22 protein-coding genes and 1 pseudogene are annotated in these 25,401 nt (G+C 70.8%); 9 read left to right on the forward strand and 14 right to left on the reverse strand.

What is annotated here, in order from left to right:
* Positions 1-20: 20 nt before the first annotated feature.
* Positions 21-1,187, forward strand: a complete 1,167-nt coding sequence (locus tag ABD785_RS37435; protein ID WP_344838480.1) for a winged helix DNA-binding domain-containing protein — start codon at positions 21-23, stop codon at positions 1,185-1,187.
* Positions 1,188-1,205: 18 nt separating this feature from the next.
* Here the strand turns inward: ABD785_RS37435 and ABD785_RS37440 are convergent, their stop codons facing one another.
* From ABD785_RS37440 to ABD785_RS37465, 6 genes are read right to left on the reverse strand one after another with little or no spacing between them, the layout of a single operon-like run.
* Entirely contained in the window at positions 1,206-2,072 is an 867-nt protein-coding gene (locus tag ABD785_RS37440) for an alpha/beta fold hydrolase (RefSeq protein WP_344838483.1), read from the reverse strand.
* 13 nt (positions 2,073-2,085) lie between these two features.
* On the reverse strand, positions 2,086-3,717 hold the full coding sequence (locus ABD785_RS37445) for a sensor histidine kinase (RefSeq protein ID WP_344838486.1): 1,632 nt from the start codon (positions 3,715-3,717) through the stop codon (positions 2,086-2,088).
* Positions 3,718-3,720: 3 nt separating this feature from the next.
* Positions 3,721-4,437: a response regulator transcription factor gene (locus ABD785_RS37450; protein ID WP_344838489.1), complete on the reverse strand. Its 717-nt coding sequence runs from the start codon at positions 4,435-4,437 to the stop codon at positions 3,721-3,723.
* 10 nt (positions 4,438-4,447) lie between these two features.
* Positions 4,448-5,494 (reverse strand): threonine aldolase family protein, encoded by a 1,047-nt coding sequence (locus ABD785_RS37455; protein ID WP_344838492.1) that lies wholly within the window; start codon positions 5,492-5,494, stop codon positions 4,448-4,450.
* Positions 5,478-6,101: an SDR family NAD(P)-dependent oxidoreductase gene (locus tag ABD785_RS37460; protein ID WP_344838496.1), complete on the reverse strand. Its 624-nt coding sequence runs from the start codon at positions 6,099-6,101 to the stop codon at positions 5,478-5,480. The genes ABD785_RS37455 and ABD785_RS37460 overlap by 17 nt, the downstream gene beginning before the upstream one ends.
* Entirely contained in the window at positions 6,098-8,176 is a 2,079-nt protein-coding gene (locus tag ABD785_RS37465) for a DUF6421 family protein (RefSeq protein WP_344838497.1), read from the reverse strand. Before ABD785_RS37465 ends, ABD785_RS37460 begins: the two co-directional genes overlap by 4 nt.
* 147 nt (positions 8,177-8,323) lie before the next feature.
* Here ABD785_RS37465 and gltX point away from each other — a divergent pair, with 147 nt between their 5' ends.
* Both gltX and galT read left to right on the forward strand, forming a co-directional pair.
* The gene (gltX, locus tag ABD785_RS37470; RefSeq protein ID WP_344838499.1) at positions 8,324-9,697 is read left to right on the forward strand and encodes a glutamate--tRNA ligase; all 1,374 of its coding nucleotides are present in this window, start codon (positions 8,324-8,326) and stop codon (positions 9,695-9,697) included.
* A 7-nt stretch (positions 9,698-9,704) separates the two neighbouring features.
* Positions 9,705-10,751, forward strand: a complete 1,047-nt coding sequence (gene galT, locus ABD785_RS37475) for a galactose-1-phosphate uridylyltransferase (protein ID WP_344838502.1) — start codon at positions 9,705-9,707, stop codon at positions 10,749-10,751.
* Here the strand turns inward: galT and ABD785_RS37480 are convergent.
* From ABD785_RS37480 to ABD785_RS37500, 5 genes and pseudogenes are all read right to left on the reverse strand, one after another.
* Positions 10,748-10,999, reverse strand: coding sequence for a hypothetical protein (locus ABD785_RS37480; protein ID WP_344838505.1), 252 nt, complete (start codon positions 10,997-10,999; stop codon positions 10,748-10,750). The two genes, galT and ABD785_RS37480, sit on opposite strands and share 4 nt — an antisense overlap.
* 69 nt (positions 11,000-11,068) lie before the next feature.
* Positions 11,069-12,076 (reverse strand): urease accessory protein UreH domain-containing protein, encoded by a 1,008-nt coding sequence (locus tag ABD785_RS37485; protein WP_344838507.1) that lies wholly within the window; start codon positions 12,074-12,076, stop codon positions 11,069-11,071.
* Between the two features lie 39 nt (positions 12,077-12,115).
* Positions 12,116-13,174, reverse strand: a complete 1,059-nt coding sequence (locus ABD785_RS37490) for a DUF3616 domain-containing protein (RefSeq protein WP_344838510.1) — start codon at positions 13,172-13,174, stop codon at positions 12,116-12,118.
* Positions 13,175-13,229: 55 nt separating this feature from the next.
* Positions 13,230-13,670: pseudogene (locus tag ABD785_RS37495) on the reverse strand (response regulator); the annotation flags it as partial.
* 1 nt (position 13,671) lies between these two features.
* Positions 13,672-17,808, reverse strand: a complete 4,137-nt coding sequence (locus ABD785_RS37500) for a hybrid sensor histidine kinase/response regulator (protein ID WP_344838513.1) — start codon at positions 17,806-17,808, stop codon at positions 13,672-13,674.
* Between the two features lie 112 nt (positions 17,809-17,920).
* Here ABD785_RS37500 and ABD785_RS37505 point away from each other — a divergent pair, with 112 nt between their 5' ends.
* Genes ABD785_RS37505 through ABD785_RS37515 form a run of 3 tightly spaced genes read left to right on the forward strand, consistent with a single transcriptional unit; the run spans position 17,921 to position 19,817 of the window.
* Entirely contained in the window at positions 17,921-19,057 is a 1,137-nt protein-coding gene (locus ABD785_RS37505) for a SpoIIE family protein phosphatase (protein ID WP_344838516.1), read from the forward strand.
* A gap of 22 nt (positions 19,058-19,079) precedes the next feature.
* The gene (locus ABD785_RS37510; RefSeq protein WP_344838519.1) at positions 19,080-19,391 is read left to right on the forward strand and encodes an STAS domain-containing protein; all 312 of its coding nucleotides are present in this window, start codon (positions 19,080-19,082) and stop codon (positions 19,389-19,391) included.
* Between the two features lie 15 nt (positions 19,392-19,406).
* A complete protein-coding gene (locus tag ABD785_RS37515; RefSeq protein ID WP_344838521.1) occupies positions 19,407-19,817 on the forward strand; it encodes an ATP-binding protein in 411 nt (136 codons plus the stop codon).
* Here the strand turns inward: ABD785_RS37515 and ABD785_RS37520 are convergent.
* Together ABD785_RS37520 and ABD785_RS37525 are read right to left on the reverse strand one after the other, a co-directional pair.
* Positions 19,783-21,126: a class II 3-deoxy-7-phosphoheptulonate synthase gene (locus tag ABD785_RS37520; RefSeq protein WP_344838523.1), complete on the reverse strand. Its 1,344-nt coding sequence runs from the start codon at positions 21,124-21,126 to the stop codon at positions 19,783-19,785. The genes ABD785_RS37515 and ABD785_RS37520 overlap by 35 nt on opposite strands.
* 256 nt (positions 21,127-21,382) lie before the next feature.
* On the reverse strand, positions 21,383-22,345 hold the full coding sequence (locus ABD785_RS37525; protein ID WP_344838526.1) for a sigma-70 family RNA polymerase sigma factor: 963 nt from the start codon (positions 22,343-22,345) through the stop codon (positions 21,383-21,385).
* 158 nt (positions 22,346-22,503) lie between these two features.
* Between ABD785_RS37525 and trxA the strand changes: the two genes are divergently transcribed.
* The 3 genes from trxA (at position 22,504) to ABD785_RS37540 (ending at position 24,211) form a co-directional block, all read left to right on the forward strand.
* A complete protein-coding gene (trxA, locus tag ABD785_RS37530) occupies positions 22,504-22,863 on the forward strand; it encodes a thioredoxin (RefSeq protein ID WP_344838529.1) in 360 nt (119 codons plus the stop codon).
* A gap of 123 nt (positions 22,864-22,986) precedes the next feature.
* A complete protein-coding gene (locus ABD785_RS37535) occupies positions 22,987-23,385 on the forward strand; it encodes an Hsp20/alpha crystallin family protein (protein WP_344838532.1) in 399 nt (132 codons plus the stop codon).
* 16 nt (positions 23,386-23,401) lie between these two features.
* A complete protein-coding gene (locus tag ABD785_RS37540; RefSeq protein WP_344838535.1) occupies positions 23,402-24,211 on the forward strand; it encodes a putative RNA methyltransferase in 810 nt (269 codons plus the stop codon).
* A gap of 13 nt (positions 24,212-24,224) precedes the next feature.
* On the opposite strand, the gene ABD785_RS37545 is transcribed toward ABD785_RS37540, so the two are convergent.
* Positions 24,225-24,926 carry a hypothetical protein gene (locus ABD785_RS37545; protein WP_344838538.1) on the reverse strand — a complete coding sequence of 234 codons (702 nt, stop codon included), beginning with the start codon at positions 24,924-24,926 and terminating at the stop codon, positions 24,225-24,227.
* Positions 24,927-25,401 lie beyond the last annotated feature (475 nt).

The raw sequence follows: 25,401 nt of genomic DNA on the forward strand, positions 1-25,401 counted from the left end.
CCCGTCGCTACCGTGGGCGGGTGACCGACTTCAGCCTGGCCCGGGTGCGCGGCCTCGTCCTCTCCCGGCAGGGCCTGACGGGTCCGCGGCTGGGCTCCGTCGGCGAGGCCACGAGCGCGGCCGTGGGCGTGTTCGGGTCCGCGCCGACCTGCTACCTGTCCTACGCCGCGAGGGTCGCCGGGTTCAGGCTGGAAGACCTCGACCGGGAGCTGTACGGGAAGCGGTCGCTCGTCCGGGTCCGCTCCATGCACGAGATGGCGTTCGTGCTGCCGGTCGAGGACCTGCCGGTGATCCTGTCGGCCACCAACGCGGGCGACGGCAGGGCGGAGGCGCGGATCCTCAAGGCCATGGGGATCGACGGCCCGCTCTACGAGCACTGGTCGGCACGGGTCCTGGAGGTCCTCGCCGGGGTGCCGACCGCGAGCGTCACCGAACTCCGCGGGCACCTCGGCGCCGACGCGCCGAAGTACCTGAACTACGTGGTCGCCCTGATGGGCCGCCAGTGCAGGGTCGTCCGGGCGGAGGTCCGCGGCGGCTGGCGCAGCGACTCCTACTCCTACGCCGCCTGGCCGTCCTGGACGGGCGCGGCCCTGGCCGCGTGCGATCCCGCCGAGGCCAGGGCCGAACTCGCCCGCCGCTACCTGTGGTCGTTCGGCCCGGCCACCGCCGCCGATCTCAAGTGGTGGGCGGGGTGGACCGTCCGCGACACCAGGGCGGCGCTGGCCGCTCTCGACGTCACCGAGATCACCGTGGCGGACGTGCCCGCGCTCGTCCTCACCGAGGACCTCGACGCCCTCGCGGCGGCCGCGCCTCCCAAGGGCGTCCGGCTCCTGCCCTACTGGGACGCCCTGATGATGGGTTACGAGCGCCTGGCCAGAGCCCCGCGCCTGGTCGACGCCGCCGACCATCCGCGCGTCTATGACAAGTCCGGCAACGGCACCTCGGCCGTCCTCGTCGACGGCCGTGCGGCGGGCGTCTGGGAGTTCGAGCACGTCAAGGACGCGCTCACGGTCCGGGTCGCCCCGTTCGGCGAGCCGTCCCGCCGCGCGGAGATCGAGGCGGAGGCCGTGCTCCTCGCCGAGGCCACCGGCTCCACCGACCTCACCCTGGAGTTCACCGGCCCGCCCGGTCTCCTCGCCGACGGTGCCCGCAACGCCTTCATGGCCCCCATCAGGCTGGGCGCCTGAACGAGAGAGGAGGAACGGTCAGAGCACCGAGCCGAGGAACTCCATGATCGGCGGATCGAGGAGGGGGGTCGCCTCGATCACCCCGTTGTGGGCATGGCCGGGGATCTCCGCGAAGCGCGCCCCAGGGATCGCCGCGGCCGCCTTCCTGCCCCCGGCGGGCGGGAACAGCAGATCGTGCTCCAGCGAGCAGACCAGCACCGGCACCCGGATCGACGGCCAGCGGGCGGGATGCGCGGCGGCGAGCGACCAGGCGATCCACGCCCGGTACTGCCCGCGCGGCCCGGCCGAGTCCCAGTCGAGCGAGGTCAGCAGGTCGACCCACCCCTGGACGGCCGCGTCGTCCTCCTGGAGCCGCTTGGCGGGCAGCGCGTAGGCGAGGTTCTCCGCGACGAAGAACCGGCCGAGCCCGCCCGCGTTGGCCTCCAGCAGCCCGGCGATCGCCTCGGCCCAGGCCCGGACGTAGACGGTGACCGGCCCCGCCGACGCGATCAGCACGGCCGCCGAGACCCGCTCGGGACGGGTGGCGGCCAGTTCCTCCGACACGAGCCCGCCGAGCGACACGCCCACGAACGCGGCCCGCTCCCAGCCGAGCCCGTCGAGCACCTCGACGACCTCGGCGGCCAGATCGGACACGGCACAGCGGTCCTCGGTCGCGGGGGAGTCGCCGCTGCCCCGCAGATCGACCAGAGCGACCCGGTGGCCGGCGGCCAGCAGGGCGGGGAGCTGGGTCATGTGCCAGACCAGGCGCGGCATCCCGATCCCGCCGAGCAGCACGACGCGGGCGCCGTCCTCCGGTCCGTGCAGTTCGTGGGCGAGCATTGCGTCCTCCCGGATGCCGCTGGTGAACCGGTCCTTCGCGCCGCGCGAGATGATATCCCCTCGCACGGCGGGGCGGCCTTCAGCGCTCCGCGGTGGCGGCGGCCCGTGCCGACGGCAGCCGGACGGCGAAGCACGTCCCCTCGCCCAGCACGCTGGTCACGGTGATCTCGCCGCCGTGGGCGAGGACGATCTCGCGGGAGATGGCCAGGCCGAGGCCGCGTCCGCCGGTGGTCCTGGCCCGGGACTCGTCGGCCCGCCAGAAGCGGTCGAACATGTGCGGAAGGTCGCCGGGGGAGATGCCGTGCCCGTCGTCGGTGACCGTGATCAGCGCCAGATCGCCGTCGGCGGAGGCTTGGAGCACGACCGTCGAGGCGGCCGCCCGGACGGCGTTGGTGATGAGGTTCCCGACGACCTGCCGCAGCCGGTCGGGGTCGGCGTCCACCGGCGGCGGATCTCCGGGGTCCAGCACCAGCCGGACGGATCCGGCCTCGGCGACCGCCCGGTGGGAGGCGTGGCAGGTGGTCAGAAGCTCTGCGGGGTCGAGCCTGTCGCGGTGGTAGACCAGCGATCCCGACTCGGCGAGCGCCAGCTCCTGGAGGTCGTCGATCAGCCGCTGCTGGAGGAGGGCCTCCTCGTGCAGGGAGGCGAACAGCTCGGCGTCGGGTTCGAGCAGCCCGTCCTGGACGGCCTCGACATAGCCGCGGATGTTGGCCAGCGGGGTGCGCAGCTCGTGCGCGATATCGCTGATCATCCGCCGCTGGCGCTCCTCGCTGTGCTGGAGCGAGTCGGCCATCTGGTTGAAGGAGCGGGCGAGGTCGGCCACCTCGTCGTCGCCCCGCACGGGCACCCGCTCCGACAGGTCGCCCCCGGCGAGCTTGCGGGAGGCGTGGCTGAGGGCGTCGAGCTGGCCCAGGACCCGCCGGCACAGCAGGACGGTCGCGGCGATCGCCAGCAGCGCCACCACACCGGCGGCGGCCAGCGTCCGCTTCGGCGACACCTCAGGCGGGCCCTGGTCACTGCGCAGCCAGCCGGTCTGCAGCTGGAGCGCGGCGGGGGCGAACTCGGAGATACGGCGGGTGTAGGCGTCGCGCATGCAGGGGTCGTCTTCGCAGCCGGCCACCGCCTGCTTGTCCCTGTCCAGCTCGCCCGGCGAGCTCAGCCCCCGGACCAGGCACTCCTTGACGGTCTTGCCGGGGGCGTCGGACGCGGCGACGAAGGTCCCGGCCGCCAGCCGGACCGGGACGTCGTGCCGGGTCAGGCAGGCCGCGAAGCGCACCCCGTCGCGATACTGCCGGATCTGGTCGGACAGGCCGACCTTGCCGAGCAGCAGCGCCGTGCCGTCCAGGACGGGCAGCGGCCTGACGTCGATCGCCACCGCGGGCTTGTTCGGCACCGCCCGCGCCGTCCGCCCCTCCATCGTGTCGGTGTCGGCGATCACGGTCCCGTCCTGGGAGACGACCAGCCGGATCCGCTGCCCGGTGTCCCGGCCGAGCCGTTCCACGGTCTCCGCGACCCCCTCCCAGGTGCCGTGGTCGGCCCCGTAGGAGCGGAGCGTGTCGTAGATCGTCCGGGTGGTGCGGCGCTCCTCGGCCCCCGAGGACGACAGCTCGGCCCTGGTGGTCCTGACCGTCAGCCACGCGGTCGCCCCGGTCGCGGCGAGCGCCACGACCGCGATCATGAGGAAGACGCGGGCCTGGAAGCGGCGGAACACGGCTCAGCCGCCGCCGAGCCGGTATCCGCGCCCGTAGACGGTCTGGACGATCGCGGGGGACGCCGGATCGTCCTCCAGCTTGCGCCGCAGGTTCATGATGTGGGCGTCCACGGTCCGGTCGAGGATGTAGTGATCGAATCCGAACGCGCGTTCGAGGATCTGGGCGCGGGACAGCACCCGGCCGGGCTCGGCCGCCAGCGCCTGGAGCACCCCGAACTCCTTGGTGGTCAGCTCGACCGGCCGGCCCGAGACCTTCACCTCGTAGGAGTGCGGATCGATCTCCAGGGTCCCGACCTTCCTGACGAGGGACGGGCCCCGCCCGGCGGACCGGCGCAGCAGCGCCCGGACCCTGGCCGTCAGGACCCGCGGGCTGTAGGGCTTGGTCAGGTAGTCGTCGGCGCCGAAGTCGAGGCCCCTGAGTTGGTCATCCTCGGTGGAACGCGCGGTCAGCACGAGAATCGGCACCGCGGACTCCGCGCGGAGGGTACGGCAGACCTGGAGGCCGTCCAGGCCCGGCATCATCACATCGAGCAGGACGAGGTCGGGGGTGTGGGCGCGGGCCTCGGCCAGCGCCGTCCGCCCGTCGCCCACGAGCAGCACGCTGTGGCCGTCCTGCTCGAGGTAGAGGCGGATGAGCCGGGCCTGCTTGGGGTCGTCCTCGGCGACGAGCACCCGTGAACCGGACGCATTGCTCCCGGGGTCCCGCGAACCGTTACGCATGGGAGGGAACCTACCGAACCGGCATCTCCTCAGCGACCGCTCGGGCGAAGGCGTCGATGTCGGCCTCGGTGGTGTCGAAGGCCGCCATCCAGCGGACCTCGCCGGTGCGCTCGTCCCAGGTGTAGAACCGGAACCGTTTCTGCAGCCGCTCGGTGACGTCCTTGGGCAGCACCGCGAACACCGCGTTCGCCTGGACCGGCCGGACGATCTCGACATGCTCCCGGACGGCCCCGGCCAGCCGGGCGGCCATCGCGTTGGCGTGCCGGGCGTTCCGCAGCCACAGGTCCCCCTCCAGCAGGGCGACGAACTGGGCGGAGACGAACCGCATCTTCGAGGCGAGCTGCATGGAGGTCTTGCGCAGATAGGTGATCGACGGCGCGAGGTCGGGGTTGAGCACGACGACGGCCTCGCCCAGCATCAGCCCGTTCTTGGTGCCCCCGAACGACAGCAGGTCCACCCCGGCGTCGGTCGTGAAGGCCCGCAGTGGCAGGTCGAGGGAGGCGGCCGCGTTGGCCAGCCGGGACCCGTCGACATGGACCAGCATGCCGCGCTCGTGGGCGTGCGCGGTGATCGCCCTGATCTCCTCGGCGGTGTAGACCGTGCCCAGCTCGGTCGACTGGGTGATCGAGACCGCGTTCGGCTGCGCCCGGTGCTCGTCGCCCCAGCCCCACGCCTGGCGGTCGATCAGCTCGGGGGTGAGCTTGCCGTCGGGCGTCGGCACAGTGTGGATCTTGATTCCGGCCATCTTCTCGGGCGCGCCGCCCTCGTCGACGTTGATGTGGGCGCTCTCGGCGGCGACCACCGCCGACCAGCGGCTCAGCACGGCCTGGAGCGACACCACGTTGGCCCCGGTGCCGTTGAACACGGGAAAGGCCTGGGCCTGCTCGCCGAAGTGGGCCCGGAAGACCTCCTGGAGGCGCGCCGTGTAGACGTCGGCACCGTAGGCGGTCTGGTGCCCGCCGTTGGCGTCGGCGATGGCGGTCAGGACCTCCGGGTGGATCCCGGCGTAGTTGTCGCTGGCGAAGCCCCGGGAGGCGGGGTCATGCAGAGAGCTCAAGACGCTTTCCGTTCAGTTCGGGGGCGGGCCGTTCCCACAGTTTCACGATGTCCCCGGCCAGGTCGTCGACGTGGGTCCAGCCGGGCTTGCGGGTCTCGCCCGTGGCCAGGGCCTTGACCACCAGGATCGTGGCGGCCCGTTCGGAGCCCTTGAAGGAGTCGGCGAGGGCGAGCGTCCAGGCCTCGGAGGCCGCCTTGGCGGTCGCGTAGGCGGCGTTGCCCTGGCTGGGCCTGCGCGCCCCGGACTGGGAGACGATCGCCACCCGGGCACCGTCGTTGAACTCCAGGCCGAGGGTGGTGTGCTGGAGCGTCCTGATCAGCAGGTCGTGCAGGAAGTCCCAGTCCTCCAGCCGGGTGTCGGCGAAGGTCTTCCCGCCGCGCCAGCCGCCGACCAGGTGCACGAGGCCGTCGACCGGCCCGAGCTCCGCGGCCCACTTGCGCACGGCCTCGAAGTCGAGCAGGTCGACCTGGGACGGCACGATGTTCGGATGGGCCCGTTCGAGCGGGATCCGGTCGACCGCGATCACCCGGTACCCGGCCTCGGCCAGCTTCAGGACGGCGGGAGGCCCGGCCGCTCCGCCCGCTCCCGCCACGACGATGGTCTTCATGCCGCCCGGATTCCCTTCGTGGAGTCGATCACGTCGCCCAGCCGCTTGGCGAGGGCCTCGTAGAACATGCTCAGGGGGAACTCGTCGGGGAGCACCGCGTCCACCCAGGCCCTGGGCGGCTCGGTGATCGGCAGCGCCTGGACGCCCTTGGCCCAGGACGACGCCGGATGCGGCTGCACGTAGTGGGCGACGAGGTCGTAGGCGGCCAGCCAGTGGGTGAGCTTCGGCCGGTCGATGCCGTCGCGGTAGAGGGTCTCGACCTCCTCGCACAGGGCGATGACGACCTCGGGCAGCCGCACCCAGTCGATCGACAGGCGGTTGTCGGTCCACCGCACGACATGGTGCTTGTGCAGGTAGGCGAACAGCAGCTGACCGCCGAGGCCGTCGTAGTTGCGGACCCGCGCACCGGTGATCGGGAAGCGGAAGAGCCGGTCGAACAGGATCGCGTACTGCACGAGCTTGGCGTGCGGGGCGTCGGTCAGCCGGGTGGCCTCGCGGAAGGTCGTCAGGTCGCAGCGCAGCTCCTCGAGGGAGTACAGCCAGAACGGCATCCGCTGCTTGATCATGAATGGGTCGAACGGCAGGTCGCCGTGGCTGTGGGTGCGGTCGTGGATCAGGTCCCACAGCACGAACGTGTCCTGGGCGAGCTCCTGGGAGTCCAGCAGCCTGGCGGCGTCCGGGGGCAGGGGCAGGCGCAGGGTGTCGGCGGCGGCGCGGGAGACCCGGCGGAACCGGGCGGCCTCCCGGTCGCAGAAGATCCCGCCCCAGGTGAACTTCGGCGGCACCTCGCGGACGGCGATCGTCTCGGGGAACAGCACCGCGGAGTTGGTGTCGTACCCGGCGGTGAAGTCGGTGAAGGCGATCGGCACGAACATCGGGTTGTCGTACCGCTCGGCCTCGAGCGCGGCCAGCCAGTCGGGCCACACGACCCGGCACAGGACGGCCTCGACGTTGCGGTTCGGGTTGCCGTTCTGGGTGTACATCGGGAAGACCACGAGGTGCTCCAGCCCGTCCTCCCGCCGCAGCTGCGGCTGGAAGGCCAGCAGCGAGTCGAGGAAGTCCGGGACGCCCAGGCCGCCGGCCGTCCAGCGGCGCAGGTCGGTGACGCAGGCCTCCAGGTAGGCGGCGTCGTGCGGGAACAGCGGGGCCAGCTGCTCGACGGCGGCCGTGATCCGGCCGACGATCTCCTGGGCGGAGGCGTGGTGCTCGGCGGGGACGGAACCGTCCTTCTCCTGGAACGGGCGCAGCTCCTCGACCGCGGTCTTCAGCGCGGTCCAGACCGGGTGGCGTCCGGCGGCGGAGCCGGCCCGCGCCGAACCGGCGGCGGGGACGCCCGCGGCCCAGGTGACGATGTTGGTCCACAGGGCGGCCTGCTGGTGGTCGTGCAGGGAGTCGTCGCCGAACAGGTCGGAGTCGGCGAACACCGCGACCCTGCCCTCACCGAACCGGACGGCCGCCGCGAGCGGGTCCCCCGCGGGGTCGGCGGTGGCGGAGGTGCGCATGAGCACCTGCCCGCCGGCCGGGACGGTCAGCGTGCCCGTCCGGTAGAAGCAGGCCGTGCTGATCCCGGCCAGGAGATCGTCGGTCCCGCTGAGCTCCTGCGCCTCGCCGAGGACCCAGTGGGCGACGCCCTTGTGGCAGTTGCGCGGATCCTGCACCGTGACGTTCCGGACGCCGATCCCGAACCGGTCCAGCAGCTCGGTGAGGTTGGTGCCGTACTTGTCCTGCTCGCACTCGGCCATGACGATCAGGCCGCCGCCCTCGCGGACGAACGCCTCGATCGCGTCCAGCTCGGCGGGGGCGAAGACAGGGCTGCCGATGCCGGTGGTGCGCTCCCAGCGGTCGTCGGCGGGGTGGGCGATGACCAGGACGTCACGGTCCCTGAGCGCGGCCTCGGTCAGCGGTCCGTCGATATGGGGCTCGATCACGTGCCCCGACCGGCGCAGCAGCTCGGCCGCCTCGGTGTAGCCCGCGTCGGCCGGGTTGCCCGGATTCATGGCGCGCGCGTGCTCGGGCCTGATGCTCCAGGCCTCACGGTGTGACTCGTCGAACAGCACCCGGGCGAATCCCCGCATGTAAATCCCTCCCCAACCGACGGTAGATCAATGAAGATATTACGGCAAAAGAGGTCTATTTCCGCAAGTTCTCCTGTTTGTAGTGTTACATGCCCCGTGAAGCGATCGATGACGCTCCCGGCTCTCCCGACCTCTAGGCTTGGGTTCATGTCTTCTTCGATCCGCGTACGCTTCGCCCCCTCCCCGACCGGCATGTTCCATGTCGGCGGCGCCCGTTCCGCCCTGTTCAACTGGGCCATCGCCGAGCGGAGCGGCGGCACGTTCGTCCTGCGGATCGAAGACACCGACGCCAACCGCAACCGCCCCGAGTGGACCGAGGGGATCATCTCCGCCCTCGCCTGGATCGGGATCGACACCGGCTCCCCGGTCTTCGAGGGCCCGCTGTACCAGTCGCACCAGGAGCCTCAGCACCGCGCCGCGGTCGCCCGGCTCCAGGCGGACGGCCGCGCCTACCACTGCGCCTGCACCCGCGACGAGGTCATCGCCCGCACCGGCGACTCCAACCGCGGCTACGACGGCTTCTGCCGCGACCGGGGCCTGGCCGAGGGCGTCGTCCGCTTCCGCACCCCCGACGAGGGCGGCACCGTCGTCGAGGACCTGGTCAAGGGCACCGTCGAGTTCCCGAACTCCGCCATGGAGGACTTCGCGATCGCCCGCTCCGACGGCTCCCCGCTGTTCGTGCTGGCCAACGTCGTCGACGACATCGAGATGCGGATCACCCATGTCGTCCGCGGCGACGAGCACCTGTCCAACACCCCCAAGCAGCAGCTCCTGTGGGACGCCCTCGGCACCACCCCACCGGTCTGGGCCCACATCCCGGTGATCGTCAACGAGAAGCGCCAGAAGCTGTCCAAGCGCCGCGACAAGGTCGCCCTCGAGGACTACCGGGCCGAGGGCTACCTGGCCGACGCCATGGTCAACTACCTGATGCTGCTGGGCTGGGCTCCCGCCGACGACCGCGAGATCCTGCCCTGGTCCGACATGGCGCAGGAGTTCCGGCTGGAGAACGTCAACACCTCGCCCGCCTTCTTCGACGTCAAGAAGCTCCGCGCGATCAACGGCGAGTACATGCGGGCCCTGTCTCCGGAGGAGTTCACCGCCGCGTGCGAGCCGTTCCTCGACCCGTCCTGGGACCGCAAGGTCTTCGCCGAGCTCGCTCCGCTGGCACAGACCCGGCTGGCCGTCCTGTCGGAGATCGGCGAGCTGGTCGACTTCGCCTTCCTCGCCGAGCCCGTCACCGACGAGGCCGCCTGGAACAAGGCCATGAAGGAGCCCGCCGCCGACCTCCTGAAGGCCGCGGCCGAGGCCTACGCCGACGCCCCGTGGAACGCCGAGGAGCTGAAGACCCGCCTCGAGGAGGTCGGCCTGCGGTTCGGCCTGAAGCTCGGCAAGGCCCAGGCGCCCGTCCGGGTCGCCACTACGGGACGCACCGTGGGGCTTCCGCTCTTCGAGTCCCTCGAGGTCATCGGGCGGGAGGTCACCCTCGCCCGGATCACGGCGGCCATCAGCCGTTTGGCATGATCGGAGAATGAGGCGCACCGCGATCGAACTGGCCGACGGCCGCGAGCTGATCTACTTCGATCTGCCGGGCGACCCCGGAAGGGTCCTCAAGGACAGGCGTGATCTGCCCGAGCCGCCGCCGGCCTCGGAGCTGCGCTACGACGAGCTGGCCGGCGAGTGGGTGGCCGTCGCCGCCCACCGCCAGTCCCGCGCGTTCCTGCCTCCCGCGGACGAGTGCCCCCTGTGCCCGTCCACGGAGACCTTCCTCTCGGAGATCCCCGGCCCCTACCGGGTCGCGGTCTTCGAGAACCGCTACCCCTCCTTCAGCGACCGCGTCGGCCACATCGAGCCGGGACCGCGGTCGCGGGCGGGGGAGGGGCGCTGCGAGGTGGTCTGCTTCACCTCCGACCACGACTCGAGCTTCTCCAGGCTCTCCACCGCGGAGGTCCGCCTGGTCGTCGACGCCTGGGCCGACCGCACCGAGGCCTTCTCGAAGCTCCCGGGCATCGAACAGGTGTTCCCGTTCGAGAACCGGGGCGAGGAGATCGGGGTCACCCTGCACCATCCGCACGGCCAGATCTACGGCTACCCGTTCGTCCCGCCGCATACCGAGCGCGTCCTGGCCGCGCTGGAGAAGAACCCGGACGCCTTCGCCGACCGGCTGGAGCGGGAGCGCTCGGCAGAGCGGGTGGTCGCCGCCAACGACCACTGGACGGCCTTCGTCCCCGAAGCCGCCCGCTGGCCGTTCGAAGTGCATCTCCACCCGCACCGGGGAGTGCCCGACCTGCCCGCCCTCACCGACGACGAGCGAGACGCCTTCGCGGCCCTTTACCCCGAGGTCCTGCGCAGGCTGGACGCCGTCTTCGACGTCCAGATGCCCTACATCTCCGGCTGGTTCCAGGCCCCCGTCAACCGGGCGCGCGACACCTTCCGCCTCCACCTGAGGCTGTTCAGCGTCCGCAGGGCCCCCGGCAAGCTGAAGTACCTGGCGGGCTCGGAGTCGGCGATGGGCGCCTTCGTCAACGACGTCCCCCCAGAGCGCTCCGCCGCCCTCCTCCGCGAAGCGAAGATCTAGGCGGGCACCCAGGACCGCTCTCTGGTGCCGGACGATGACACAAAGACATCGCCGTCCCTGACACTGATCCACCAGCCGACCCGCACGGCGATCGCCTCGCCGCCGCTGACCCGCACCTGGAGCCCGTCCGGTGTGTGCGACGTGACGGAGTCGGCGCCGATCAGGGACGTCACCTCCTCCAGGTTGGCACCGTCGAACTGGACGGCGCGGAAGACACCGGGACGGAACTGGAACTCAAGGACGGCCATGACCCCAAGCTAGTGGCACACGCCCACGGGACTTTGTGTCATCGTCCACACTCCCGAGGGCCGGTTTCCCTACCGGGCGGGTTCCTTCTGGAAGGTGATCGAACCGGGATAGTGCCCGGCCGAACAGACGAAACGCAGCCGTCCGGCCGCACGCGTCCCGAGGTCGACACGGACCTCACCGGTCTCGGGCAGCAGCCTCTCGACGCGCAGCTTCGGGATCTCGAAGGCGCGTGTGCAACCGGTCGTTCCCGCCGTGCGGACCACCAGCACGGTCGGGACCCCCGCCCGGGCGCCGAGCAGCGCCGGCCGGTACCCGCGGTCGGTCGCGTGGACGGTGACGACCTGGACCCCGTCGGCGCCCGTCGCCACATACCGGGGGTCGATCGCCGCCGCGGCCGTCTGCTCGGGCAGCCAGCCGCCCAGCCGCAGCCCGCCGAGCGCCGTCCACACCGCCACGACCAGCAGCGCGGTGCCCAGGACGCGGCCCAGCCGCCCGCGCATCAGGCCCGCCCCGAGCCCCAGCAGGCCCGACAGGGGAGCGGTGCCGAGCACGAACGCGGCCATCACGACCGCGCCGGCGAGCGCGGAACCCGAACCGACCGCGAGGAGCTCGGCCGAGAGGGTCAGGCCGCACGGCACCAGGACGGTCGCCGCCCCCATGACCGCCGCGCCCCTGCCCCGGACGAGCCGCCGCAGCCGCCCCTCGTGAGCGCCGTGCGCGGCGTCACCGCATGCGGCGCAGGCGGCGTCGCACCCGCACGAGCTCCGGCGGCGGCGCCGCAGCGGCACACCGAGCAGATCGAGCGCGAAGAACGCCAGGACCAGCGCCGAGACCAGCAGCAGCACCGACCGCAGCGAGGGACCCGGCCTGACCGCGTCGCCGAGCAGCCCCAGGGCGGCGCCGAGCGCGGTGTGGGAGGCCAGCTTCGCGCCCAGGAACGAGGCGACGGGCCGGACCGGATGACGGGCCTCGCGGGTCACGCCCGCGAGGAGACCGGTGTGGAGGGCGGCGCAGGTCGTCGCCCCCGCGAGGAGGCCCGTACCCGCGCCGGTGGCGAACAGCGCCCCGATGCTCACCCCAGGTGAGGTTCCCGGAACGTGCCGTGATCACTCGTGTTACTTCACCGGAAGCACGAAAACATCGGCGAGCATTCCGCCCGCGGCGGTGTGCCGCGACTTCGCGGGACTGTCGAACACCACCAGGAGCTCACCGTCGCCGATGACCGCGACGCCCTCGGCGTGATCCTCGCCGTCGCCGTGCGGAAGATCGGCCACGTGCTCGGGTTCCCGGACGATGCCGGGCAGCTCGCGGACCGCGGCGTCGCGCCAGCGGTAGAGCCGGACGGGCCCGCTGAGCGCCATGGACGGACCGGCGAGGATCAGCAGGTCGTCGCCTTCGGGGCACAGGTCACGGATTCCGAGGCCGTCGAGGTCCAGGAAGTGCGTGTGGTACCTGAGCCCGTTCAGCCGCCGCAGCGTCAGCCGACCGTCGTCGTGCGGGTCGGTCTCCGGCCACACCTCGACCAGGACGGCCCAGCCGCGCAGCACGGGACCGCGGAACCCCACGTACAGCCGCTCACCGTGGACCGCGACGCCCTCGACGTCGACCCCGTTGTCCTTGGAGGGGATCTTCAGGAACGGCCCGACGTGGGGATCGTGCTCGAGCAGGTCGGTGATCGAGTCGCCGCGCCCGCCCAGGATCGCGGCGGTCCTGCCGTCGGCGGCCCTGCGCACCGGCACCGGCAGCCCGTCGGGGCCGGTCTCCAGCGGCAGCCGGACCAGGATGTACCGGTTCTCCTCCCGGACGACCGTGGCCAGCCGCTTGCGCGCCTTGGCGTCGCTCTGGTCGTCCTTGATCCGCTTGCGCTTGAGGCTGTGCGAGCCGATGGCCCACAGCCAGCCGCCCTCGCTGGCCAGCCCCTCGATGTCGGCCTCCTCGTCGGGGCCCGCGGGCAGCTCCACGAAGTCGGCCAGCGCGAAGGTCGCCTGGTCGGCGTAGCCGGTGACGGTCCCGTCGGCGGCCGTCACCTCGGTCAGCCGCTCGATGGTCGCCGTCTCGTCACCCGCCACCCACAGGCAGCGGACGTCCCGCCGGACGGCCGAAAGGTTGGTATGGGTCTCGGCGTCCTGGCTGTCCTGGCGGAAGAGGAGCTCGATCTGGCGTTCCACGATCACGGTTCGATCCTGTCACACCCTTTCAGGGCCCTTCGTCCGAATCGCCCAAACGGCCCCTGAGCAGGGCGGCCTGCTCGCGGAGCAGGGCCGCCTGCTGGCGGAGCTGCCGGTTCTTGTTGTGCAGCTCGACGAAGACCGACACCTTCGCGCGCAGCACCCACGGGTCGAACGGCTTGGCGATGAAGTCGACGGCCCCGGCCGCGTACCCGCGGAAGGCGTAGTCGGGATCGCTGTTCACCGCGGTCAGGAAGATGATCGGCACGTCACGGGTCTTCTTGCGCCGCTTGATGTCGCGGGCCGTCTCGAAACCGTCCATGCCCGGCATGACCACGTCGAGCAGGATCACCGCGTACTCGTCGGTGAGCAGCGCCTTCAGCGCCTGCTCGCCCGAGCGCGCCCGCACGAGCTCCTGATCGAGGGAGCTCAGGATCGCCTCGAGCGCGATCAGGTTCTCCTCCCGGTCGTCGACCAGCAGGATCTTGGCCTTGTCGCCCACTTCAGTTCGCCTCCGAGCGCTGCAGCCAGGTCCTCATGACGCTGAGCAGATGATCCACGTCCACGGGCTTCGGCACGTAGTCGGAGGCGCCCGAGGCCAGGCTGTCCTCGCGGTCGCCCTTCATCACCTTCGCGGTGATGATGATGATCGGAAGATCCGCGAACTGCGGCATCCCGCGGATCGCCTCCGTGGTCGCGTACCCGTCGAGCCCCGGCATCATCACGTCCATGAGCACCAGGCAGACGTCGGGATTGCGCTGGAGCAGATCGATGCCCGCCTGCCCGTCCTCGGCGTACAGCACGTCCATGCCGTAGCCCTCCAGGACACTGGTCAGGGCGAACACGTTCCGCACGTCGTCGTCGACGATGAGCACCTTGCGGCCCGACAGCACCAGATCGAGGTAGTCGGCCGGGGCGTCGTCGATGAACCCGCCGAGCGCGGCGACCGGCGGCGTGCCGGGGATCTCGATCACGGGCGGCATCACCTCCGGCGTGTGGAAGACCTCTCCCACGGCGCCCGCGTACTCGACGGGCAGGTACAGCGTGAACTCCGAGCCGTGCCCGACCCGGCTCTCCGCGTGGATCTCGCCGTTCAGCAGGTAGGCGATGTTCCGGCTGATCGACAGGCCGAGCCCGGTGCCGCCGTAGCGGCGGCTGGTCGTGCCGTCGGCCTGCTGGAACGCCTCGAAGATGACCTGGAGCTTGTCCTCGCTGATCCCGATGCCGGTGTCGGTGACCCGGAACGCCACGACCGCGCCGGTGGTCAGCAGGGCCGGCGAGGTGACCTCGTCGAGGGAGCCCTTGCCGATGCTGAGCCGCACCTCGCCGTCCGCGGTGAACTTCACGGCGTTCGACAGGAGGTTGCGCAGGACCTGCTGGAGGCGCTGCTCGTCGGCGAACAGCATCGCCGGGACGCCCGGCTCGATCCGCACGTCGAAGTCCAGGCCCTTGTCGAGGGCCAGCGGCCGGAACGTGGCGTCCACGTACTCGACGAGCTTCGCCAGCTCCAGCGGCTGCGGATGCACGTCCATCTTCCCCGCCTCGACCTTCGCCAGGTCCAGGATGTCGTTGATCAGCTGGAGGAGGTCGGTGCCCGAGTCGTAGATCGTCTTGGCGAACTCGACCTGCTTGGACGTCAGGTTGCCGTCGTTGTTCTCCGACAGCAGCTTGGCGAGGACCAGCAGGCTGTTCAGCGGCGTCCGCAGCTCGTGCGACATGTTCGCCAGGAACTCCGACTTGTACCGCGAGGAGACCGCGAGCTGCTCGGCCCGCTCCTCCAGGGTCCGCCTGGCCTGCTCGATCTGGAAGTTCTGGATCTCGATCGCGCGGTTCTGCTTGGCCAGCAGTGCCGCCTTCTCCTCGAGCTCGGTGTTGGACCTGCGCAGCTCGGCCTGCTGCCGCTGGAGCTCATCGGAGCGTTCCTGGAGCTCCTGGGTGAGGCGCTGGGACTCCGACAGCAGCGACTCGGTCCTGGTGTTGGCGATGATGGCGTTGATCGTGACGCCCATCGTCTCGGTGAACTGGTCGAAGAAGTCCAGGTGCACCGGGGTGAACCCGCCGAACGAGGCCAGCTCGATCGCGCCCAGGACCTGGTCCTCGAAGACGATCGGCATCACGATCACGCTCGACGGGGCGGCCTCGCCGAGACCGGACTTGATCCGGATGTAGTCCGCGGGGGCCTGCTGGATGATGATCGTCCGCCGCTCCACCGCGGTCTGGCCGACGATGCCCTCGCCGAGGGTGAACCTGACCTCGCCCGTGGCGTCCAGGGGGACGCCGAATCCGGCGGTGAGCACCAGCTCGGGGGAGCCGCCGGTCTGCTCGGCCAGGTACAGCGCGCCGTACTGGGCCGAGACGGTCGGCGTCAGCTCGTTCATGATCAGCTGGGCGACCTGGAGGAGGTCGCGGTGGCCCTGCATGAGGCCGCCGATGCGGGCCAGGTTGGTCTTGAGCCAGTCCTGTTCCTTGTTGGTCCTGGTCGTCTCGCGCAGGTTGGACACCATCAGGTTGACGTTGTCCTTGAGCTCGGCGACCTCGCCGCGGGCCTCGACCGTGATCGACCGCGTGAGGTCGCCGCTGGCCACGCCGGAGGCGACCTCGGCGATGGCGCGGACCTGGGTGGTCAGGTTGGAGGCCAGGTCGTTCACCGACTCCGTCAGCCGCTTCCAGGTGCCGGAGACGCCGGCCACCTCGGCCTGCCCGCCCAGCCTGCCCTCGCTGCCGACCTCGCGGGCGACGCGGGTCACCTCGGAGGCGAAGGAGGAGAGCGTGTCGACCATCGTGTTGATCGTGGTCTTCAGCTCGAGGATCTCGCCGCGGGCGTCGACGTCGATCTTGCGGGTGAGGTCGCCGTGCGCGACGGCCGTGGTGACCTGGGCGATGTTCCGGACCTGGTAGGTCAGGTTGGTGGCCATGCCGTTGACGTTGTCGGTCAGGTCCTTCCACACCCCGGACACGCCCCTGACCTGGGCCTGGCCGCCCAGCCGCCCCTCGGTGCCGACGTCGCGTGCCACGCGGGTGACCTCGTCGGCGAAGGCGGAGAGCTGGTCGACCATCGTGTTCAGCGTCAGCTTCAGCTCGAGGATCTCGCCCCGGGCGTCCACGTCGATCTTCTTGGTCAGGTCGCCCTGCGCGACGGCGGTGGCGACCTGGGCGATGTTCCGCACCTGGCTGGTCAGGTTGGTGGCCATGCTGTTGACGTTGTCGGTGAGGTCCTTCCAGACCCCCGACACCCCCCGGACGTTGGCCTGGCCGCCGAGGTTGCCCTCGGTGCCGACCTCGCGGGCGACGCGGGTGACCTCGTCGGCGAAGGCCGACAGCTGGTCGACCATCGTGTTGACCGTGTCCTTGAGCTCGAGGATCTCGCCCTGGGCGTTGACCGTGATCTTCTTCGACAGGTCGCCGTAAGCCACGGCCTTGGTCACCTGGGCGATGTTCCGCACCTGGTAGGTCAGGTTGGTGGCCATGCTGTTGACGTTGTCGGTCAGGTCCTTCCACACGCCCGAGACGCCCCGGACCTGGGCCTGGCCGCCGAGGTTGCCCTCGGTGCCGACCTCGCGTGCCACGCGGGTGACCTCGTCGGCGAAGGCCGACAGCTGGTCGACCATCGTGTTCAGGGTGTCCTTGAGCTCGAGGATCTCGCCCCGGGCGTCAACGGTGATCTTGCGGCTCAGGTCGCCGCGCGCGACGGCGGTGGCGACCTGGGCGATGTTCCGCACCTGGCTGGTCAGGTTGGTGGCCATGCCGTTGACGTTGTCGGTGAGGTCCTTCCAGACCCCCGACACCCCCCGGACGTTGGCCTGGCCGCCCAGATTTCCCTCGGTGCCGACCTCGCGGGCGACGCGGGTGACCTCGTCGGCGAAGGCCGACAGCTGGTCGACCATCGTGTTGACCGTGAGCTTCAGCTCCTGGAGCTCGCCCGCGGCCTCGACGGTGACCTTCCTCGTCAGGTCGCCCTTGGCCACCGCGGTCGTCACGACCGCGATGTCGCGGACCTGGGCCGTCAGCCGCCCCGCCATCGTGTTGACGGCGCTGGTGACGTCGCGCCAGCGTCCCGACATGCCCCTGAGCGGGGCCTGGCCGCCCAGCCTTCCCTCGGTGCCGACCTCCCGGGCCACCTGGGTCACCTCGGAGGTGAAGGCGTCGAGCTGGTCGACCATGTGGTTGACCGAGCGGGCCATCCGGAGCAGCTCACCGCGCAGCGGCCGGCCCGCCGAACGCAGCTCCACCTTCTGCGAGAGATCGCCGGCGGCGACCGCGTCGATCACTCGTGCCATGGCGTGGGCGGGGCCCGTCAGCGCGTCGATGAGAGCGTTCGCGGAGTCGAGCCCGCCCGCCCATGAACCGGCTCCGGGACCGGGCGCGAGCCGTTCTTCGAGATGCCCCTCACGAGAAACTTCCCGGCGCACTCGCGCCAGTTCGTCATGCTGGTGCTTGGCCCTGCCCCGGATCTGATCGACCATCAGCAGAGCCTCGGCGACGGCACCCTCGGGGGTGGTTCCGCCGCCATCGCGAAAATCGCCATCGCGCACCCGCGCGAGGGCCTGGAGCAGGGGCTCGAGGTCCGCGTCGCTGTAGCGCGGGGTGGTGTCGAGCCGCGAGTTCGCTCCGGATCCGGAACGAGGATATGTACGAGGCATAGGGTGAGCTCCTAGTGCAGTCCATTGCAGTCTGTCATTGATCGAGCGACGGGACAGGATTAAGGACGTGGCCGTTTCCGCCGAATTCAATGAGCGGACCTGGCGTGGGTGGATGACTTTCGTCGCCGAAGCCAGCGAGCTCCTCGCGGGTACTCTCGACCCGAACGGCATCCTCGCGCTCACCGCTCAGATGATCGTCCCGAGGGTGGCGACCTGGTGCGCCGCCTACACCGAGGACGGCGAGCGCCCGGTGTACGTCTGGCACACCGACGAGGACCTCGCCGACGCCCTCACCGAGCGGCTCGTCCAGGAGGGGGCGCCGCCCGAGGGCCCGCCGCAGCCGTGGATCGAGGAGATCGCCTGCACCGTCCCGCTGATCGCCAGGGGACGCAGGCTCGGCGCGATCGCGGTCGGCCGCCCTGACCGGTTCCCCATCGACTACTACGAGCTGGCAGAGGAACTGGCCCGCCGATCAGCTCTGGCCCTCGACAACGCCCGCCTGTACGGGTTGCAGAAGGCCACCAGCCTGGCCCTCCAGCGTAGCCTCCTGCCCCGTGACCCGCTTCCCCAGCCGCCGTGGGTCGAGTTCGCCGTCTCCTACCACCCGGCGGGGGAGGGCGCGGAGGTCGGCGGCGACTTCTACGACGTGTTCGAGGTCCCGCCCGGCCCGGACGGGGTGGCGCGCTGGCGCTTCGCGATCGGGGACGTGTGCGGCACCGGCCCTGAGGCGGCCGCTGTGACCGGCCTGGCCCGGCACGCCCTCCGCATCCTGGGCGGCGAGGGCATGGCCCTGGCGGACGTGATGGAGCGCCTGAACAGGCTGATCATCGACGAGGGGGACCGCGGCCGGCTGCTGACCCTCCTGCACGGCGAGATCGCCGAGACCGGAGACCTCTCGATGATCTGCGCGGGCCACCCGCTCCCGCTGATCCTCTCCACCGACGCGACGATCGAGGAGGGCACCCATCCGCAGCCGCTCCTCGGCGTCCTGGACGAGGTCACTTTCACCGCGTCCCACCGCAAGCTCCTGCCGGGCCAGGTCCTGCTCGCGGTCACCGACGGGGTGACCGAGCGCAGATGCGGGGAGCGGATGCTCGGAGACGGTACGGGCCTGGAGAAAGTCCTCGCCTCCTGCGCCGGGCTGAACGCCGGGGCGATCGCCGCGGCGGTCGAGAGAGCGGTGCAGGACTTCTCCCCGGAACCCGGTCAGGACGACGTGGCGATCGTGGTTCTGCGCGCAACAGGCTGACGATCAGGTTATGTTGGGTGCTGTGGGGCTGGCTTTGCAGACATCGCGACAGGATGGCCGGGCGCTGGTAGCGGCGCGCGGTTCCATCGACCTGCACTCTTCCGAGAGTCTCCGGGAGTGCCTTGCCCAATTGATCGACAGCGGGGAGACAGAGGTCGTCGTCGACCTCACCGCCGTCGATTTCTGTGATTCCTCGGGGCTCAACGTGCTGGTCAGGGCGTACAAGCACGCCAGGGCGCGCAACGCGGCGCTCATCGTCACGGGAGCTTACGGACGGGTGGAGAACGTGCTGCGCACGACCGGCCTGGACAGGTTCCTCATCCGCGAATCCTGAAGCCGGGCGGGGCCGATGCACTCAGAGAAGACCCTCCGCGCCGCCCCGTTGACCGAGGCGGTCGAGCAGGCACGCAGGCTCACGGTCAGTTCGATGCGCTCCTGGGCCCTCAGCGCCGCTGAGGAGCCCGTGACGGCCATCGTGGCCGAACTCGTGGCCAACGCCGTCCGGCACGCCGCCACACCGCTGGAGCTCCGCCTGATGCTCCTCGACGATCGCGTCAGGGTCGAGGTGCGCGACCGCGACCACCGGATGCCGGTCCTCGGCAAGCCCCAGGCGCTCGACGACGGCGGCCGCGGGCTCTTCCTCGTGGACGCCTACTCCGCCGCCTGGGGAGCCGAACGCTCCCCGGACGGCGGCAAGACGGTCTGGGCCGAGATCACGATCCCGGTCAGCGGGCGGCCCCGTACATCTCAGCGACCATGAACGCCAGGTCCAGCGACTGCTGACGGTTCAGGCGCGGGTCGCAGTAGGTCTCGTACCTGTGGTGCAGGTCGTGCTCGGTGATCTCGTGCCCGCCGCCGACGCACTCGGTGACGTCGTCGCCGGTGAACTCCATGTGGAGCCCGCCGGGGTGGGTTCCGAGGGCCCGGTGGACCTCGAAGAATCCCGCGACCTCGTCGACCACGTCGTCGAAGGCCCGGGTCTTGTAGCCCGATTCGGCCTCGAAGGTGTTGCCGTGCATCGGGTCGCAGATCCAGGCGACCGGGGCACCGGACTGGGCGACCTTCTCCACCAGAGGCGGCAGGCCCTCACGGATCTTGCCGGCGCCCATGCGGGTGATGAAGGTCAGGCGGCCGGGCTCGTGATCGGGGTTGAGGGCCTCGATCAGGGCCAGGGCGTCGTCGGGGCTGGTCGTCGGGCCGAGCTTGACGCCGATCGGGTTCTGGATCTTGCGCATGAAGTCGATGTGAGCGCCCTCGAGCTGCCGGGTGCGCTCGCCGATCCACAGGAAGTGCGCCGACACGTCGTACGGCCTGCCGGTGCGGGAGTCGACCCGGGTCAGGGCGTGCTCGTAGTCGAGGATCAGGGCCTCGTGGCTGGAGTAGAACTCGACGCCGCTGAACTCCGCGGGATCGGCGCCGCAGGCCCGCATGAACGACAGGGCCCGCTCGATCTCGCCCGCGAGCTGCTCGTAGCGCCGGCCGGCCGGGCTGCCCGCCACGAAGTCCTGGTTCCAGGCGTGGACCTGCCGCAGGTCGGCGTACCCGCCCTGGGTGAAGGCCCGGGTCAGGTTCAGGGTGGTGGCCGCGGAGTAGTAGGCCCGCAGCAGGCGCTGCGGGTCGTTGCGGCGGGATTCGGGGGTGAACTCGAAGCCGTTGACCATGTCGCCCCGGTAGGCCGGGAGCTCCACACCGTCGCGGACCTCGGTCGGCTTGGACCGCGGCTTGGCGAACTGCCCCGCCATCCGGCCGATCTTGACCACCGGGACGCTGCCCGCGTAGGTCAGGACCGCGGCCATCTGGAGCAGTGTCTTGATCTTGTTGCGGACCGCGTCGGCGCCCGAGCCGTCGAAGGTCTCGGCGCAGTCGCCGCCCTGGAGGACGAAGGCCTCGCCGAGGGCCACGGCCGCCAGCCGGTCCTTGAGCTGGTCGCACTCGCCGGCGAACACCAGCGGGGGCTGCCCGGCCAGCTCGGCGGTCACCGCGTCGAGCTCGGAGCGGTCCTCCCACTCGGGCTGCTGGACGATCGGACGGCTCCGCCAGGAGTTGAGATCAGGAATCTGCGTGCTCACAAACACCCAGGCTAAGCCACCCGCCGACCGGCGGCCACCCGAAGTCCACGGAGTAAGACGGCGGTGAGGGAAGCGCTTGCGGAACGGGCCTGAGGCTTCGCTTGCACCTTCCCATCAGGCGAGACACGAGGGATTCGGGCCCGCCGGGAAACGGCCGGGGAAAGAGCGCGGGAAACGGTGAGGCCGGCAGGCGCCACGGCGCTCACCGGCCTCGCTCGCCCTCCGCGGGCGGCCCTGTGGTCGAAAGGGCGGGTTACTACGCCGCCACCGGCGGCTTGACCTCCCTGACGGTCCGCTCGGACTCGATCACCAGCTGCCGCAGCCTGCGCAGCGAACGGTCGGTGATCTGCCGGACCCTGTTGTGCGACAGGCCGTACCTGGCGCCGATCTGGGCGTAGGACTGCGGCTCGCCGTCGTCCATGCCGAACCTGGCCCGCAGGATCGCCTGCTCCCGCTGGGGAAGGCGCTCCAGCATCCTGGCCAGGCCGACGAGGTCGTCGGCTGCCACGACCTCGACCTCGGGGGTGATCGCGTCGGGGTCCTGGAGCAGGGTCCCCATCGGCGTCTCGCCCTCGTCGTCGACGCTCGCGTCCAGGCTCGCCGGGTCGCGCCGCCAGCGCAGCAGCTCGTCGACGTGCTCGGGCGTGGTGTCCAGCGTCTCGGCGAGCTCGTCCCGGTTCGGATCCCGGCCGAGCTCCCGGCCCAGCGTGCGCTCGGCCCTGCGCAGCCGGGACAGCTCCTCCTCGACGTGCACGGGCAGGCGGATCGCCCGTGCCGTGTGGCTCAGGCCGCGGCCGATGGCCTGCCTGATCCACCACGTGGCGTACGTCGAGAACTTGTAGCCACGCTGATAGTCGAACTTCTCCACCGCCCGCATCAGGCCCAGGTTGCCCTCCTGGATCAGATCGATCAGCGGCAGAGATTCTGTCGGATATTTGCGCGCAATCGACACCACAAGACGTAGATTGGCCTCAACGAAGCGTTGCTTGGCCTGGAGGCCGAGCTCGACAACTTCCTGCAGCTCGTCCAGGCGAGTGCCCGAGGGCAGCTCGTCGCCTGAGTCGATCAACTGCTGGGCGAACAGGCCGGCTTCGATCGCCTTGGCCAGTTCGACCTCCTCGACGGCGTCGAGCAGCGGCCGGCGCCCGATCCGGTCGAGGTAGGCGCCGACGAGGTCTTTGTCGGGGGTGTCCACGGTCGCGCCACGAGTTGCAGCCATCCTGACCCTTCTTTGGTCGAGATCTCCCTACACTGCCAACGTTAATTACGGCTCTGTGATTCCCAGATCCGGCAGGGAATAGCCAGAGCCCGTCCGCTGCTCTACGGGGTGCCCACTTCCGGGGCCCTCAATACCGTCAGAACAGGAGAACCGCGCCCATGGCGACGATCGCACTCACCGAGGAGACCTTCGACGAGGTGGCACAGGGCGACGGCATCGTGCTGATCGACTTCTGGGCCTCCTGGTGCGGGCCCTGTGTCCGCTTCGCCCCGACCTACGAGAAGCTCTCCGACAAGCACGCCGACATCACCTTCGCGAAGGTCGACACAGAGGCGCAGCAGGGCCTGTCCGCCCGCTTCGACGTCCGCTCGATTCCCACGATCATGGCCGTCAGGGACGGCGTCATCGTCTACGCGGAGCCGGGCGCCCTGCCGGAGGCCACCCTCGAGAACATCATCGAGCAGATCCGCGCCCTCGACATGGACGACGTCCGAAAGAAGATCGCCGAGGCCGGCTGAGCCCCGGATGTCACGATGAGTAGCGATTCATGACCGTTACCGGACCGCCCGTCAGGCTGGACGTGGACTGACGGGCGGAGTCGGATGGGAGGCTCCACCCGCCGAAGTCCGGAGGCTCCTCCCATGACCCCCGACATCCTGCGCCGCCTCGGGGACCTGCGCCCGGTCGCAAGCCTGCGTCAGGCCGGACGGCCCATCAGAACCGAGGACTACGTCGAGGACGGCCGTTTCGTCGTCCGCGCCGACCTTCCCGGCCTCGATCCCGCCAGGGACATCGACCTCTCCGTCGAGCGAGGCCACCTCGAGATCAGAGCGGTGCGGCGCGTCCCCCTGCACGAGCGCGGCCACGCCGGCATCAGCTACGGCCTCTTCCGGCGGGTCCTGCGCCTGCCCGAGGGCGCCGACGGCGCCAGCCTCGAGACCGACTACACCGACGGCGTCCTGAGGCTGGCGTTCAAGCTGCCGGGCGGCGACAAGCCGATCCCGCTCCACGGCGACCGCCGCAGGCCGTCCCCCGACTGACCCCTACGCTGGTGACGTGCTCGAAGACGTCGCCGACCTGCTGGCCTGCCCGCTCTGCGCAGGCTCCCTGACCCTGGACGGCGTCCTCCGCTGTCCCTCGGGGCACTCCTTCGACGTCGCGCGCCAGGGCTACGCCAGCCTCCTGCGCGGAGACGCCCACACCGGAACCGCCGACACCGCGGCCATGGTCACAGCCCGCGCCGCCTTCCTGGACGCGGGCCACTACGCTCCGCTCGCCGCCGTCCTCACCGAACTGTGCGAGGGCACGATCCTCGACGCCGGCGCGGGCACCGGCCACTACCTCGCCGCCGCCATGGCCGCCGCCGACCGGGGCCTGGCCCTCGACATCTCCAAGTTCGCCATGCGCCGCGCCGCCCGCGCCCATCCCCGCGTCGGCGCGGCCGTCGCCGACCTGTGGGCGGATCTGCCGGTCAGGTCCGGAGCGGTCGACGTCGTCATCAACGTGTTCGCCCCCCGCAACGGACCCGAGTACCACCGGGTGCTGCGCCCAGGGGGCCGCCTGGTCGTCGTGACCCCGCGGCCCGGCCATCTGGCGGACCTCATCGGGCCGCTCGGCCTGCTGTCGGTGGACGCCCGCAAGGACAGCAGGGTGGCCGGAGCACTCGGCGACGCCTTCACGCTCTCCGGCGAGCGGGACCTGACCGTCCCGCTCGAGCTGACCTCCGCGGAGGCCGCGACGCTGGCCGGGATGACCCCGAGCGCCCATCACGTTCCGGCGGACGTCCTCGCCGCCCGCACCGCGGAACTCGGCCCGGTGATCGAGGCGGAGGCATCGTTCCGTGTCGCGCTCTACGCCCGGGCCTGATCCCGGGCCCGGGTCAGAGACCGGTCCGCGCGAGCTGGAGGACGATCTGCGGCGTGTCACCGGGAGCCAGCGCGTCCAGGGCACCGGGAACACCGGACACCTCATGGAGGAACGACACACTGACGGCCCGGACGGCGCCGTGCAGAAGAAGGCTCTGCAACGCCTGACCCGCCCGCAGCCAGGCCGCCGGACCGTCGCCGGGCGTAGTGATCACCGCCGTCTGCGGGCCACCGCTCCGGGGAAGGCAGTGGAGCGTCGCCCCCGCCAGCCGCGCCGCCTCCGCCAGCTCCTGAAGAACGGGAGCCGGCGGCCGCTGGTCGCCGTACGGCTGACGGGCCGGGAGCGGACGCAGGCTCGCCGCGTAGAGAAGACGTTCGGACGGCCGCGAGCGGTGCGGCCCGACGAGCCGGACCTGGGCCAGCAGCGTCGGATGCCCGCGATCGGGAAGGAGACGGACGACCGGCTCATAGCCGACCTGGGCCGCCGACAGCCGCAGATTGCAGAGAGCGGCACCACAGCCGAGATGCAGCGAACGGCCCCGCGGATCGGCCACGGCCCGGAACCGGACCGGATCGGCGTGCACCTCGACCAGACCGGGCCTGGCGACCAGCCGGGACGCCCTGATGCTGTGCAGCGCCGGTGCCAGGGCCCCCGCGACCACGAACCGGCTGGCGTTGAGTTCGTTGAGCGCGCCCGCGACGGTCAGAGTCGTCAACCCGTGCCTCCCAGCAGGTCACACCCGGCTACTGATCAGTAGAAGGTACAAGGGCGCCGTGGCCCACGCCACCCCGGCCGCGTCACGGTTTGACTCCTGTAGGACCCGTGCGTAAGCTCAACAAGCCGATCCACGAAAAACCCGTGCGGGCTGACGCCTGCCGGAGTTACAGTGGACAGGCCGACCCGGAGAAGGGGATGCAGGACGCCGCAAGGTGGCCGGCCCCGGCGGGACTCCTCACTCAGAACCATCCGATCCTCGAATACCGTGATTTCCGGTGTCCGGAGAATGGTACTTTTCGGTGTGCGGATTCCGGGGAGGGAATCAAAATGGCGCGAAAATCGCCGGTTTGACTCCCTCGAAGAACCTGCTAAATTGGAAACACACCGCGAGGGAAACGCCTGAAAGGGCCGGAACTTCACGGGCTCGTTTCTTGAGAACTCAACAGCGTGCTAAAAGTCAGTGCCAAAATAAT

Source organism: Actinocorallia longicatena, assembly GCF_039534125.1.
GTDB classification, from domain to species: Bacteria; Actinomycetota; Actinomycetes; order Streptosporangiales; family Streptosporangiaceae; genus Actinocorallia; species Actinocorallia longicatena.

Excerpts from the sequence above, each read along its gene's own strand:
- ABD785_RS37505 (WP_344838516.1), top strand. The coding sequence starts at position 17,921 with ATGACTTTCGTCGCCGAAGCCAGCGAGCTCCTCGCGGGTACTCTCGAC.
- ABD785_RS37460 (WP_344838496.1), bottom strand. The coding sequence starts at position 6,101 with ATGAAGACCATCGTCGTGGCGGGAGCGGGCGGAGCGGCCGGGCCTCCC.
- ABD785_RS37525 (WP_344838526.1), bottom strand. The coding sequence starts at position 22,345 with ATGGCTGCAACTCGTGGCGCGACCGTGGACACCCCCGACAAAGACCTC.
- ABD785_RS37465 (WP_344838497.1), bottom strand. The coding sequence starts at position 8,176 with ATGCGGGGATTCGCCCGGGTGCTGTTCGACGAGTCACACCGTGAGGCC.
- galT (WP_344838502.1), top strand. The coding sequence starts at position 9,705 with ATGAGGCGCACCGCGATCGAACTGGCCGACGGCCGCGAGCTGATCTAC.
- trxA (WP_344838529.1), top strand. The coding sequence starts at position 22,504 with ATGGCGACGATCGCACTCACCGAGGAGACCTTCGACGAGGTGGCACAG.
- ABD785_RS37480 (WP_344838505.1), bottom strand. The coding sequence starts at position 10,999 with ATGGCCGTCCTTGAGTTCCAGTTCCGTCCCGGTGTCTTCCGCGCCGTC.
- ABD785_RS37535 (WP_344838532.1), top strand. The coding sequence starts at position 22,987 with ATGACCCCCGACATCCTGCGCCGCCTCGGGGACCTGCGCCCGGTCGCA.
- ABD785_RS37500 (WP_344838513.1), bottom strand. The coding sequence starts at position 17,808 with ATGCCTCGTACATATCCTCGTTCCGGATCCGGAGCGAACTCGCGGCTC.
- ABD785_RS37515 (WP_344838521.1), top strand. The coding sequence starts at position 19,407 with ATGCACTCAGAGAAGACCCTCCGCGCCGCCCCGTTGACCGAGGCGGTC.
- gltX (WP_344838499.1), top strand. The coding sequence starts at position 8,324 with ATGTCTTCTTCGATCCGCGTACGCTTCGCCCCCTCCCCGACCGGCATG.
- ABD785_RS37450 (WP_344838489.1), bottom strand. The coding sequence starts at position 4,437 with ATGCGTAACGGTTCGCGGGACCCCGGGAGCAATGCGTCCGGTTCACGG.